The sequence below is a fragment of the Acinetobacter sp. Gutcm_16 genome (genome assembly GCF_028649355.1).
Lineage (GTDB): Bacteria > Pseudomonadota > Gammaproteobacteria > Pseudomonadales > Moraxellaceae > Acinetobacter > Acinetobacter johnsonii.
In genome coordinates this window covers 17,714-31,307 of the sequence record NZ_JAQSUV010000012.1, presented here as the reverse complement: position 1 = coordinate 31,307, position 13,594 = coordinate 17,714, and the positions used below count along the sequence as shown (strand labels likewise).

The following is a 13,594-nucleotide window of genomic DNA, read 5'->3' as shown; positions in this document are numbered from 1 at the left end:
TTATTCAATGTAGTGTAATCATTCTCGCTTGTCGATGTGTTATAACAGATGCGAATCATTATCGAATCTGATTTGGTAATTATTCTCATTTGTTTGTATACTGTTCAAAATATTAAAGGGTTGGATGCGGTGCGTTTATCTGATTTAAAAGTCAAACAAACTGCCATCATTAACAAAGTGAATCATACTTTGGATGGCGAAGCTCAGACTGATTTGGTGGCTAGTCGTCTTGAAACATTAGGCTTTGTCGCAGGTACAAAAGTACAGGTGATTACCAAAGGTGTTTTTGGTGGCGATCCAATTTTAATCCAAGTGGGTTTTACACGTTTCGCCTTAAGAAAAGTTGAAGCTGAAAAAATTGAAATTCAAGTCGAAGGAGCACCTAGATGAGTGATGCCTTGCGTGTTGCCCTTGTAGGTAATCCAAACTGCGGTAAAACTTCGTTATTTAACCATCTCACTGGAACACGCCAAAAAGTAGGTAACTATGCGGGTGTAACGGTTGAGCGTAAAGTTGGTCAATTTACTCTTCCTTCGGGTCAAGCAGTTCGCGTTCTGGATTTGCCAGGGACGTATAGCTTAGATGCGACTAGTCCTGATGAAATGATTACCCGTGACGTGGTGATGGGAAAAATTGCAGACGAAGGTCAGCAAGATGCTTTTTTATGTGTGGTTGATGCAACCAACCTCAAACTTCACCTCGGTTTAGTGATTGAACTGATTGCATTGGGTCGTCCAATGTTAATCGTTTTAAACATGATGGATGAAGCACGTCGCCGTGGCATGCAAATCAATACCCAAAAGCTTTCTGAGCGTTTGGGTGTGCCGATCGTTGAAACGGTTGCGGTGCGTAATTCGGGTATTGAAAGCCTGCTTAGCGCTTTAGAGCAGGGCAAATATGCCGTGCCTTATACCGAGTTGACGGGTCTAAAAGGCGACACTGCACATGAGAAAGTAGAAAATTTATTACATGACGCTGTGCAGTACGTCGATGAAGAAGACAAGCGAACTGATTTTCTAGATAAGATTTTCCTACATCCAGTTTTGGGTCTAGTTAGCCTTGCAGTCATGATGTTTATTGTCTTCCAAGCCGTTTTTGCTTGGGCAGCACCGTTTATGGATGGGATTGAAACCTTCTTTGGCTGGCTGGGTGAAACCATCGGTGGGTCTATTAGCCACCCTTTACTTAACAGTTTGGTGGTAGATGGGATTATTGCGGGTGCGGGCGGTGTCGTGGTGTTCTTGCCGCAGATTTTAATTCTGTTCTTCTTTATCTTGGTATTAGAAGAGTCGGGTTATTTACCGCGTGCCGCATTTTTACTGGATAAGCTGATGTTTAAGGCAGGTCTTTCTGGGCGTGCCTTTATTCCATTGTTGTCTAGCTTTGCCTGTGCAATTCCGGGCATTATGGCATCGCGTACCATTAGTGATCCGCGTGACCGTTTGACCACGATTTTTGTGGCGCCACTCATGACGTGCTCGGCACGTTTACCAGTATATGCCTTGTTAATTGCTGCTTTTATTCCTGAACAAACTGTTTGGGGGATCTTCAATCTGCAAGGCTTGGTGTTGTTTGCTTTATATATGGCCGGGATTGTGAGTGCACTGTGTGTATCTTTCGTTCTGAAATTCTTCCATAAAGACAAGTCACAGCATATGTTGATGATGGAGTTGCCAAGCTATCGTTTCCCTGACTTAAAGAATATTTGGATTGGTTTACTTGACCGTGCCAAGATCTTCTTGCGTCGCGTGGGTGGCATCATTTTCGCGTTGTCTATTTTGCTGTGGTTCTTATGTACCTTCCCGCAAGCTCCTGAAGGCGCGACTTTACCTGAAATTGATTATTCATTTGCCGGTATGCTCGGTCATTTACTGCAACCAATTTTTGCACCGCTGGGCTTCAACTGGCAGATTTGTATAGCCTTGATTCCAGCCATGGCTGCTCGTGAAGTGGTGGTGGCAGCTTTAGGTACGGTATATGCCTTATCCGCTGTTGATGAAGATGCCATGTCACAAGGTTTGGCTTCGCTCATCAGTAGTGGCGGTGAGCTCGGCTGGTCGGTGGCGACTGGTCTGTCTTTATTGGTGTGGTTTATTTATGCACCGCACTGTTTGGCGACTTTGGCGACGGTCAAACGTGAAACAGGTTCATGGAAAACCGTGAGTTTTATGACCATTTACTTGTTTGGTTTGGCTTATTTAATGTCATTCCTGACCTATCAAATTGCAACGCATTATTTGGGCTAATTGGCGTAAATAGGCGAGGAGATTGAGATGATTGAAATTCTAATTGTTGCTGCTCTAGTGATCTGGAGTGCAGTGGTGGTATTTAAGAAAGTATTTCCTAAGACATCGGGTTCAGTTTTCATGTCCTTGTCCACGCTGTGTGAGGCTCGCGGTTGGACCCGTTTGGCGACGTGGTTAAGGCCGTCAATGGCTGGCGGGTGTGGCGGAAACTGTGCTTGTCCGGCAACAGAAGACAGCAATGCGAAAAAGCCTGAAGTTCAAGCGGTGAAGTGGAAATAAAACGATTTTTGTTCACAAATTAAAAAGTCGTCCAAGAGGGAGGCTTTTTTACGCACTGACACAAAAAAAGTGCAGGAAAGTCAAAACAGAAAAAGCATTCAAAACAGCAAAGTGCTAACATTTCCGCAGATAAATCTCAGACCAAGCATGGGGCGAAAATGTTAATACAACGTGGTGGACTTAAGGTCGTTGCAGGGCTCGGCATTTCTGGTGTTGCAGCGGTCAATTTTTTACATAACCAAGGCTACCGCGTTGCAGTAACGGACTCTCGATCGACCCCGCCCGGTCATGACCAAATTCCAGCAGAGGTACAAACCAGTTTTGGTCAGTTTGACGCAGAGCTGTTGTTGTCTGCTGAAGAAATCGTTATTAGCCCTGGGCTCGATCCGAAACTACCTGAAATTCAAGCTGCGATTGCCAAAGGTATTCCCGTTGTGAGTGAAATTCAGATTTTACGCCGTGCAACTGACAAGCCAATCATGGCCATTACTGGGTCTAATGCAAAAAGTACTGTGACGACCTTGATTGGTCTGATGGCTGAACATGCAGGCGTGAAAGTCGCGGTAGGCGGTAACCTTGGTCGCCCAGCCTTGGACCTAACCAAAGATCAGCCAGATTTATACATTTTAGAACTATCTAGCTTTCAGTTAGAAACCACTTCAAATTTACAAGCTGAAGTTGCGGTGGTACTGAATATGAGTGAAGACCATCTTGACCGTCATGGCGATATGATGGGTTATCACACTGCGAAGCATCGCATTTTCCAAGGCGTAAAAAAAGTCGTTCATAACCGTGATGACTCACTTACGCGTCCTTTGGTCCCTGATGCTACGCCAATGCAAAGCTTTGGTTTAAATGCACCTGATATGAATCAGTACGGTGTATTAAGAGATGACGACGGTACGATCTGGTTGGCTCGTGGCCGCACACGTTTATTGAACAGTGCAGAGATGTATATTCAAGGCACACACAATGTGGCCAATGCTTTGGCCTGTTTGGCTTTGGGCGAGGCGATTAATCTTCCGCTTGAGTCGATGTTGGAAACGCTGAAAAGCTTCAAAGGTTTAGAACACCGCTGTGAGTTTGTGAAAGAAGTTCAGGGTGTTCGCTACTACAATGATTCTAAGGGCACCAATGTCGGCGCAACACTGGCTGCAATTGATGGTCTAGGTACTGCGATTGAAGCCAAAGGTGGCAAGGTCGCGATCATTTTAGGTGGTCAAGGCAAAGGACAAGATTTTAGCGCTTTACGTGAAGCTTTGAGCAAATACGTGAAAGTGGCGGTGTTGATTGGTGAAGATGCAGCATTGATTGAAAAAGCTGTGGCAGGAACGACCAGCTTACAGCATGCCGACACTTTAGAGCAGGCAGTTAAACTGTGCCAGCAACATACCCAAGCCCACGATGTCGTGTTATTGTCACCTGCATGTGCAAGTTTTGATATGTTCAGTGGTTACCCACAGCGCGGACATCAGTTTGTCGCTTGTGTGCAAGAACTCCACTAAAAATAATAAGGAAATTGAGATGGCTGAGTTTGCTCAGACAACGATCAATAAAATTAACCAGTTTTATAGCCGTTGGGCGCCGCGTGTACCCAGCGAAGTGACACCGCGTAATGTGTTGATCTTTTGCGTCATTGCATTGTTGTGTTTAGGGTCGATCATGGTCGCATCTGCGTCGATGCCTTATGCTGAACGCCTTCATGAGAATTCATTTCACTATGTCCTTCGTCACGGGATTTCAATCGCGGTGGCTGGTGTTTTGGCCTATGCGGTATACCGAGTTCCACTCAATGTTTGGTTCAACAACACCTTTCCGCTGTGGATTTTGACCATCTTACTGCTGGCCGCCGTATTGGTTGTCGGTACGGAGGTCAATGGTTCGACCCGCTGGATTCGTGTTGCGGGCTTTACGTTACAGGCTTCTGAGGTCGCCAAAGTGATGATGGCGATTTTCACAGCGGACTATGTGGTACGCCGTGCCGAAGAAGTAAGAAATAACATCAAAGGTTTGATCCGTCTCGGTATTATTATGCTGTTGACGGTGGGTTTGATTATCGCGGAGCCCGACTTGGGTGCAACCGTGGTGATTAGTTTGATGATGCTCGGTATCTTCTTCCTTGCTGGCGCGCCGTTGATTCAGTTTGGTATGGCTTTTGGTGCAATTTTTGCGGCCTTTGTCTTTTTGATTGTGTTTGAGCCTTACCGTTTTGAACGTCTAATGTCTTTCTCAAACCCTTGGGAAGATCCGCTAGGCACTGGTTACCAGCTTTCCAATGCCTTGATGGCTTTTGGCCGTGGTGAATGGTTTGGTGTAGGACTTGGCCACAGTGTACAGAAAATGGCCTACTTGCCTGAAGCGCATACCGACTTCATGTTGGCCATTTTAGGCGAAGAGTTTGGCTTTTTCGGGATCACTACGGTCTTAATTCTGTCCTTTACCATGTTGCTGTGCTGTATCAAAGTCGGTCATCGTGCCTTGAAAAATCAGTACTTGCGTGCGGGTTATTTGGCTTATGGGGTATCGATTATTTTCTTACTGCAAATTTTGGTAAACGCAGGTATGAATATGGGGATGCTGCCAACCAAAGGTTTGACGCTACCTTTCATTAGTTATGGCGGTTCATCACTGATTATGTGCGCAGTGATGATCAGTTTGATTTTGAAAATTGATGCAACAACACAAAGTGCCAATCCAACCAAAGAAGAATCCAGCTTCTAAGCGGGTTGTTCTTTCATCACGCTATCCGCAGACGAAACTCACTTTTCGTTATGCGGATAGCGTTTGAGCCCTTCCTAAATTGTGTTTCTCATCAGCGCATCTATCATTCTTTTATGATGAATGTGACTGTAATGGTCTAAATTTTTTTGAATTTGCTTCAATTGAAACGTTGAGCGCTATGCGTAGTATTGAGTGTTTGCCGCAATGGTTTTGCTATAAATAGGTACCAGGCAGGGTGGTACAGTGTGGAATCAGCGAAACATCCCATTGTGCGATGGCTTGTTGGAACATTCGTTCAGGGGTGTCTAGCTCGACAGCTGGCTGATTTAGAGCGCGTATTGCTTGAGCGAGTAGTGTGGGTGCTTGGCTGAGATCCAGCGCTTGTGCCATATTTTGTTTAGATAACTTTTGTCCTTGATCATTTATGGCTAAAGGCAGGTGCATATAGCTAAGACGTGGGTAATCTAGGAGTTGACCTAAATAAATTTGGCGCTCGGTATTATCCAATAGATCTGCACCACGAACCACGTGAGTGATGCCTTGTAGGTAGTCATCTACCACGACCGCTAATTGATAGTTGATAATGCCATCGCGGCGTTTCAGTACAAAGTCACCGAGCTCATGTGCCAGTTGTGAGCAGTGTCTGCCTTGCAGAGGATCATCAAAACAAATCTCGACATCTTCCACTTTGACGCGAATGGCTTGTTGCTCAAAAGGCAGAGCAAGGTCACGGCAGGTGCCTGCATAAATGTGGTTAGAACCAAGCATTTTTCGGGTGCACTGACAGGCATAGACCAGTTTGAGTTGATGCAGTTGTTGAATCACGTCTTCATATAGGTCGAGACGATCTTTTTGGAAAATAATCTCCGCATCGGGCTGAAAGCCGAAAGCCTCGATACAACGCAAGATATGGCTTTCACTGCCGGGGTAAATACGCGGGATATCTGTATCTTCGATACGAACCAACCATGTGCCTTGATGTACTTTAGCTTCGCAATAGCTGGCAACGGCGGTGATGAGTGAACCAAAATGCAAAGGGCCGGTTGGCGATGGCGCAAACCGACCCACATAAGCCATCCTGTTGTCCCCCTCCTTTTGTAAAGGAGGGGTTGGGGGAGGGTTATTGAATAACATGATTAACCGTTATTTTGCTTCTCTTTGATTTCTGCCAGTGTTTTGCAGTCAATACATAAAGTCGCAGTTGGACGAGCCTCTAAACGGCGCAGACCAATTTCGATACCACAGGTTTCACAGAAACCATAGTCATCGTTTTTAATCGCTTCAATTGATTGCTCGATTTTGCGGATGAGTTTACGTTCACGGTCACGTGTACGTAGTTCAATTGCAAACTCTTCTTCTTGTGTCGCACGGTCATTCACATCAGGCAAAGCGGTGTTTTCGTCTTGCATGGTGTTGAGTGTACGGTCAACTTCTGACATCAACTCTGCTTTCCATGCCAACAAAATTTGGCGGAAGTGCTCAAGCTGACCTTCAGACATGTATTCTTCATTTTTTTTCGGCTGATAAGGTTCAATACCAAATAAGCTTGCAGTAGAACCACCGTCAGTCGCTTTAGGCTTAGTTTTGCGCACACGTTTTGTAGATTTTTCATCTACAACATCAGTTTGTTCGTCTAAGACAGTATTTTGGTTGTCATTCGCCATTTAGGGCAATCCTCATCATATACGTATCTTTAATACGCAAAAAATATGGTGATATGCAAGTGTTTTTATCCACCCTCGAGGAGATTTACCCTCGGGGGTCGTCATCATATAGACTTTTTAAGTATTTTGATAGTCTTTGATGTTTGGATTAAATTGATCACTTTTTCGTAAGAGCAACTAAGGTAATTGAAAACGATAAAAATGAAAAGTTAATAACCTGAAATTTCAACATTTATTTTTTGCTGTGCGTGTAAGACACGTTCTACGTGGGTTTCATGGCTGCCATCTGCGTTTAATTGTAAAATACGATAACCTGGTGCCTGCTCATCTAAGGCGAAATGATCACTTAAAGGCTTAAATTGGACACTGGTAGACGGCGTCGAGTAAAACTGAATACCATGCCATTCACGCCATGATTCTTGATGGACATGTCCCGACAGCACAATTTTGACATTGTGGTATTTCGCAAGAACCGCAGTAAGGTCTTGGGTGTTCTTGAGTTTATGTTGATCAATCCATTTTGACTGCATTTCAAAAGGATGATGATGACAGGCAATCACAATGTGTTGCTGGGCAAATTCTTGTAGGATTTGTTCCAGTTGGTTCAATTGTGCTTCATCGACCCAGCCATCGATTTTACCTTTGACAGCACTATTAAGTAAAACCACGCTCCAAGGGCCGAAGTGAATCACATGAACTTTGTTTTGCTGCTGATGAAAAGGGAAGTGTTCGGCATTGTCATGATTGCCCGGAACCTGATAAAACGGCGTCTTTAAACTCTGCATAAAGTCTAAATAGCGTTGATAGGTTCGAGGCACAGGTACTTGTGCCAAGTCACCTGTATGGACGATGGCATTCAGCTGTGGGTGACGCTCAACAATATGTTGCATCACATGATGAAAGCTTTGCTCTGGATTCATACGTACAAACTCCAGATGATCTTGATCCATCAAGTGCGTATCTGAAATTTGGATAATGGTCCAATTTTTCTCATTATTTAAAGTCATGCCTGACCCCTTAGACATTCCTTGTCGTTTTAATCTGTTGTTGTAGCCATTGCAAGGCCATTATGACAGGCGCATTTCTGAGCCGACCATTGGAAAGTAATGTATCGATCTGCGCATAATCAATCAGGTGTAATAAAATATTTTCACCTTCATCGGGCATACCAAATACACCACCTTGTTCGGGTAAATCGGCCGCAGCACTATACAGATGAAACAGTTCCGCACAGGCACCTGCAGAAGGATAAAAGCTAAACAGATGTTGTAAGTGTTCAATCTGACAGCCTGATTCTTCTAATGCTTCACGGCGAATACAGCTTTCAGGTGATTCATCACCATCGAGTACTCCAGCAATAATCTCCAGCTGCCAAGCTGAATCTTGATCATCCATAGCACCAATACGAAATTGTTCAATCAAGGCAAATTTTTGTTGTGCATCATCATAAATCAAGACACCCGCAGCTTCAGGGCGCTGAATAAGCTCACGTGAAATCACAGCGGTGTACTCAGTTTGATTAAACAGGCGATGACGTAAATTTACTTTTTCTACTTGAACAAAACCCTGAAAAACAAAGGCTCTGTCTACAATTTGGACATCTTCACGGTGATATGTAGCTTGCTTAATTATGTTCATAAAGCGCAATCAGGATGAAATTTATCATTTCATCCTAACTGAGAATCACATGATTACAAAAGGTTTTTTATCAACTTACACTTTTTGGTACAAGTTTTGTCCGCTTGCATGGAATTGTTTTTTCATGCTATCGAGACCAGTTTCGACCTCTTCTTGCTGAATTTTATTCAGTGCAGCGTTTTGCTGGTTTTGTGCATAATCACGCACGTTTTGTGTGATTTTCATCGAGCAAAACTTGGGACCGCACATCGAACAGAAGTGCGCAGACTTGTGCGCTTCCTTCGGCATGGTTTCATCATGCATGCTACGCGCCGTGTCTGGATCAAGGCTGAGATTAAACTGATCTTCCCAGCGGAATTCAAAACGTGCTTTAGACAGGGCATTGTCACGAACTTGCGCACCCGGATGACCTTTGGCCAAATCTGCCGCATGTGCTGCAATTTTATAGGTGATGATGCCATCTTTGACGTCTTTTTTGTTCGGCAGGCCCAAGTGTTCTTTTGGCGTGACATAGCACAACATGGCAGTCCCATACCAACCAATCATCGCTGCACCAATCGCAGAAGTAATATGGTCATAACCTGGGGCAATATCGGTTGTCAATGGCCCTAAAGTGTAGAAGGGCGCTTCTTGGCAGACTTCAAGTTGTAGATCCATATTTTCTTTGATCATATGCATAGGCACATGCCCTGGACCTTCAATCATCACTTGCACATCATGTTTCCATGCGCGATGGGTCAGCTCGCCTAAAGTGCGTAATTCAGAGAACTGTGCTTCGTCATTCGCATCTTGGATACACCCCGGACGTAGGCCATCACCTAAGCTGAATGACACATCATAGGCTTTCATGATTTCGCAGATTTCATCGAAATGCGTATAGAGGAAGTTCTCTTGATGATGGGCCAAACACCACTGCGCCATGATCGAACCACCCCGTGACACGATACCAGTGAGGCGATTCGCCGTCATTGGAACATAACGTAATAAGACGCCTGCATGGATGGTGAAATAGTCTACGCCTTGCTCCGCTTGTTCGATCAGCGTGTCTTTGAAGATTTCCCACGTCAGGTCTTCAGCCACCCCATCAACTTTTTCTAAAGCTTGATAGATAGGTACGGTACCAATCGGAACAGGTGAGTTACGGATAATCCACTCACGCGTTTCATGGATGTTCTTCCCTGTGGAGAGGTCCATGATGGTGTCTGCACCCCAACGAGTTGCCCACGTCATTTTTGCGACTTCTTCATCGATTGAAGAGCCTAGAGCCGAGTTACCAATATTGGCATTGATTTTTACCAAGAAGTTTCGGCCAATGATCATGGGTTCAATTTCAGGGTGGTTAATATTGGCAGGAATAATGGCACGCCCTTCAGCCACTTCTTTGCGCACAAATTCAGGCGTGATTTCCATCAGGTTATGCGCACCAAAGTTTTGCCCCGCGTGTTGACGTGCATCGACCCCTTCACGTTGACGCTGATTTTCACGAATAGCGATGTATTCCATTTCAGGAGTAATAATGCCTTGTTTGGCATAATGCATCTGCGTGACATTGAGGCCTGCTTTGGCACGACGTGGTTTCTGGATGTGAGCAAAACGAATATCAGCGGTACGTATATCGCGTAAACGTTCTTGACCAAAGCTTGAGCTGAGGCTGTCTAACATTTCGGTATCGTTGCGCTCTTCAATCCAACTTTCACGGACATTCGGTAGACCTTTGTTCAGATCAATACTGACATTGGTGTCGGTATACACACCAGAGGTGTCATACACCATCACTGGTGGATTGTACTCACCGCCTAAGCCTGTTGGGGTTTCGGTCAGTTCAATCTCACGCATGGGGACTTGAATGTCTGGGCGCGAACCTTGGATATAGACTTTTTTAGAGGCAGGCAAGATACGGGTCAGATCTTTGGCATCTTGTTCATGTTGTGCTGAAATTTCAGCGGAAAGATTCGTTAAATGGTTCATTGCAATGATCCTTATGAATGACATCAACGAATCAAGCACGACCAAAAACGATGGCAATTGAAGCTATTTCTGTGTGTTGTTGATTTGGTGATACAAATGCAACGGATGTATTTCTACTGGAAATAGTTCAATGAAAGGCGTTCAGTTTTTAGATGGCTTGATTCCTACGCAGGTCTTAACCTGATCAGGTTCAACGGTACTCAGCTTCAAAACTTTATTGAAAAGTCTTAGCTGATCTCAGCGAGCAATTACTCGCGCTCCGTCAAGCGATGCATCATCTTAACATGCACTGTTGTTAAAAACAGCGATCTTTTTATTCAAAGTGTGAAGGGATATCTGTTCAACGTTCTAAGCAAATGGCATCGCTTAAGCAGTCTTTGCCTTGATCGGGTTGGACCATACGTAGTTGAATAAAATGCGCCAATTGTCTTTGTAATAGTTGATCTGCACCGAGGCGCTGCGCATGAGCGGAAACAGGCAAGATGATTTGAGCCGCTCTTTGTTCAGGGCTGAGCGCCACGAACTTTAAAAATAAGCGCGCTTGATCTGTCACAATTGAATTTTTCAGTTCAGCGAGGCGTTTAATTTCTTCCAAATAGTTGCTTTGCACGGTATAGCCATCGTAAACGCGTTGAGTATCGAGTCCGATAAACAAGAGGGTGCAGTATAGATTCAATAGATGACGTGCATCTTGGTGGTAGCTACTTTTCGGATATTGCTGTAAATAGCTTTCCCAATACAGCGCACGATCCGCAATTTCTTTGGCGTCAATTTTGACCTGACTACCAATCACGGCAGGGTATTGATTTTGTGTTGCCAGATGTTCAATAAACTCTTGCTCTGCGACAGGGAGATAAGGCGCAAAAATTTTGGCTAAATATTCAGGGCTACGGCGGTAATGCACTTGTCCTTCGCCTGCATCAAACAGCTCGACATAAGACTGCCCTTGGTGTTTGATGAGGTATTGGTCGCGAATGGTGAGTTGCTCAAAAAGACTTTGTTGAATGGTCGGATATTGAGCCATTTCTAGGGCATAGCTTTCAAAAGCACGCTGCTGTTGCGGTGTACGTTCAACCGATAAAAAGTCACGGTACATTTTATTGGATAAACCCAATAAATGCTTTTGTTGTGGAAAACCGAGTAAAGGCAAACACAGCTTAAGATCTTGATTGATTTGTTCTAGAGCAAAAGTCGTACGTTGTGCATTTATTTCTGACATGTTTTTGTCAATTTTTTGGCACAAGTCGGTTAAGTCTAAGGTTTGAGGCGAAGACGTTTCAATTTGCGCAGGCTCTTGAACGCTCACTGGTTCAGGTTTTTGACAGGCAGCCAACAGTGAGCACATGAAAATCAGTACGTAAGGTTTAAGCGAAAATAAAGAAGAATGATTCACAGCGACTCGATCAACAAACTCAGTTCAGCGACAACACAGTAGAGAAACTCCCTTTCTCCGTAACTTATTTTATAGGGGGAATGGAATTTTTAATGTGTAGTATTGTGAATGAGTTTGTTTAATGGGCTGTGACACTGTTCAATATTTACTTCATAATGAACAAATTAGTGCGTGCTACTGTAACCAGTGCAATAAAAAATATACGAAAAAAATGACGACTCGTTTTAGTATAGCGTTGCTCAGAACGAGGCCAGTGAGGCGGAAAGGTTGACTGAAAACAATGAAGATTAAATGTATCCTAGCCAGCTGTGTGTTGTTTTTCGCACCTTGGAGTCATGCCTTGGATTTGGTCGACGCTTTACAACGCGCCAAAGTCAATGATCCCAACTGGCAAGCCAATTTACTCCAATATGAAGCAGATCAACTCAATTTAGGCATTGCTCAAGGCAACTTACTACCTACTATTAGTCTGTCTGGCAATGTGACTCGAAAAAATCAACCCATTGGGCAGGTGAGTTCGGTTCTTTCCATGCCCGATACGACCACCACCAAACAAGTGGCGATTACGGCGCGCCAACCCCTTTTTCGTTGGGATGCGTGGGAAGGATTGAAACAAGTCAAGACCTCCCTCAGTTTAAGTGAAGTCAATTTACAGCTACAGCGACAGCAACACATTTTAGACGTGACGGAAGCCTATTTTAATGTACTGCGCCAACAAAGTTTAACCGCAGCCAATTTACAAGAAGAACAAGCCTTACTTGAACAACTGAATATGATGAATGCCAAACTCAGAGAGGGTTTGGTAGCAAAAAGTGATGTGAGTGAAGCTAATGCACAGTACCAAAGCGCACAAGCTAACCGCATTGCGACGCATGTACAACTGGTCTTGGCGCAGGAACAACTGGCGCAAATGATCGGGCCTTATCAAGAAAACTTGGCAGTGTTGCGAGAAGACTTTCAGTTTCAAAAGCCTTATCCAGCAGAGCTTTCGGCATGGACTAATTTGGCTCTCGCACAGAACTTAGGCATTCAGCAGGCACGCTTGCAACAGCGCTATGCTGAAGATCAAAAACGGGTTGAACAAGCTGCGTTGTATCCGCAAATTGAAGCTGTGGGAAGCTATGGTTATAGTGAGCAGACTCCTGAGAATATTATGTCGGCCCAAGGTAACTTTGATCAGATTGGTATTGAGATGAATTGGAATGTCTATACGGGGGGGCGGACCAAGAAGTCGATTCAAAAAGCCGCCGTCAACGTCAAAAAATCTGAAGCTGAACTAGATGCCGCCATCCGTAAAGCCAACACCGAGGTGAAAAAGTCTTATTTACAAGTGGAAACAGACCAAGCCAAGTTGCAAGCACGTAAAGCTGCCATGGAATCATCCAGCCTCGTCTCTCGTGCCTCACAAGCGCAGTATCAAGAAGGCTTAAAAACCATGGTCGATGTTTTACTGGCACAGCGCAATGCTTTTTCAGCCAAGCAAGACTATGTCAACACCAAGTATGACTATCTGATCAATGTCTTGCATTTAAAGGCATCTGTGGGTAAGTTGACTGAACAAGATATTCAAGAAATGAATGCATGGTTGGTGGACAAAGCACGCTTATAAAAGGGTCTTGTCATCAAATCTTCACAATTGCTATGCTTTAATATCGCTCAATCTTTAGTCCCTCATGATGTTGCTG

12 protein-coding genes and 1 riboswitch are annotated in these 13,594 nt (G+C 44.4%); of the genes, 6 read left to right on the top strand and 6 right to left on the bottom strand.

Annotated elements, in window-relative coordinates; translation table 11 throughout:
- The first annotated feature begins 129 nt into the window (after positions 1-129).
- The 5 genes from PTT44_RS00860 (at position 130) to ftsW (ending at position 5,246) form a co-directional block, all read left to right on the top strand.
- Positions 130-390 (top strand): FeoA family protein, encoded by a 261-nt coding sequence (locus PTT44_RS00860; protein ID WP_010325703.1) that lies wholly within the window; start codon positions 130-132, stop codon positions 388-390.
- Entirely contained in the window at positions 387-2,246 is a 1,860-nt protein-coding gene (gene feoB / locus PTT44_RS00855; protein WP_062033278.1) for a ferrous iron transporter B, read from the top strand. Before PTT44_RS00860 ends, feoB begins: the two co-directional genes overlap by 4 nt.
- Before the next feature lie 27 nt (positions 2,247-2,273).
- Entirely contained in the window at positions 2,274-2,525 is a 252-nt protein-coding gene (locus tag PTT44_RS00850; RefSeq protein ID WP_125273417.1) for a DUF6587 family protein, read from the top strand.
- A 158-nt stretch (positions 2,526-2,683) separates the two neighbouring features.
- A complete protein-coding gene (murD, locus tag PTT44_RS00845; RefSeq protein ID WP_168159854.1) occupies positions 2,684-4,030 on the top strand; it encodes a UDP-N-acetylmuramoyl-L-alanine--D-glutamate ligase in 1,347 nt (448 codons plus the stop codon).
- Positions 4,031-4,049: 19 nt separating this feature from the next.
- A complete protein-coding gene (gene ftsW / locus PTT44_RS00840) occupies positions 4,050-5,246 on the top strand; it encodes a putative lipid II flippase FtsW (RefSeq protein ID WP_010325707.1) in 1,197 nt (398 codons plus the stop codon).
- A gap of 213 nt (positions 5,247-5,459) precedes the next feature.
- Here the strand turns inward: ftsW and gluQRS are convergent, their stop codons facing one another.
- The 6 genes from gluQRS to PTT44_RS00810 form a co-directional block, all read right to left on the bottom strand.
- Entirely contained in the window at positions 5,460-6,380 is a 921-nt protein-coding gene (gluQRS, locus tag PTT44_RS00835; protein WP_252726163.1) for a tRNA glutamyl-Q(34) synthetase GluQRS, read from the bottom strand.
- 2 nt (positions 6,381-6,382) lie between these two features.
- Positions 6,383-6,910 (bottom strand): RNA polymerase-binding protein DksA, encoded by a 528-nt coding sequence (gene dksA / locus PTT44_RS00830; protein ID WP_004692816.1) that lies wholly within the window; start codon positions 6,908-6,910, stop codon positions 6,383-6,385.
- A gap of 209 nt (positions 6,911-7,119) precedes the next feature.
- The gene (gene cpdA, locus PTT44_RS00825) at positions 7,120-7,917 is read right to left on the bottom strand and encodes a 3',5'-cyclic-AMP phosphodiesterase (RefSeq protein WP_078425930.1); all 798 of its coding nucleotides are present in this window, start codon (positions 7,915-7,917) and stop codon (positions 7,120-7,122) included.
- A gap of 10 nt (positions 7,918-7,927) precedes the next feature.
- Entirely contained in the window at positions 7,928-8,548 is a 621-nt protein-coding gene (locus tag PTT44_RS00820; protein ID WP_168159852.1) for an NUDIX domain-containing protein, read from the bottom strand.
- A 75-nt stretch (positions 8,549-8,623) separates the two neighbouring features.
- On the bottom strand, positions 8,624-10,516 hold the full coding sequence (thiC, locus tag PTT44_RS00815; RefSeq protein ID WP_168159851.1) for a phosphomethylpyrimidine synthase ThiC: 1,893 nt from the start codon (positions 10,514-10,516) through the stop codon (positions 8,624-8,626).
- Between the two features lie 144 nt (positions 10,517-10,660).
- A riboswitch (TPP riboswitch) is annotated at positions 10,661-10,788 on the bottom strand.
- 68 nt (positions 10,789-10,856) lie between these two features.
- Positions 10,857-11,909: a hypothetical protein gene (locus PTT44_RS00810; RefSeq protein ID WP_273795517.1), complete on the bottom strand. Its 1,053-nt coding sequence runs from the start codon at positions 11,907-11,909 to the stop codon at positions 10,857-10,859.
- A gap of 280 nt (positions 11,910-12,189) precedes the next feature.
- On the opposite strand from PTT44_RS00810, the gene PTT44_RS00805 reads away from it, so the two are divergent.
- Positions 12,190-13,518 (top strand): TolC family outer membrane protein, encoded by a 1,329-nt coding sequence (locus PTT44_RS00805; RefSeq protein ID WP_168159850.1) that lies wholly within the window; start codon positions 12,190-12,192, stop codon positions 13,516-13,518.
- Positions 13,519-13,594 lie beyond the last annotated feature (76 nt).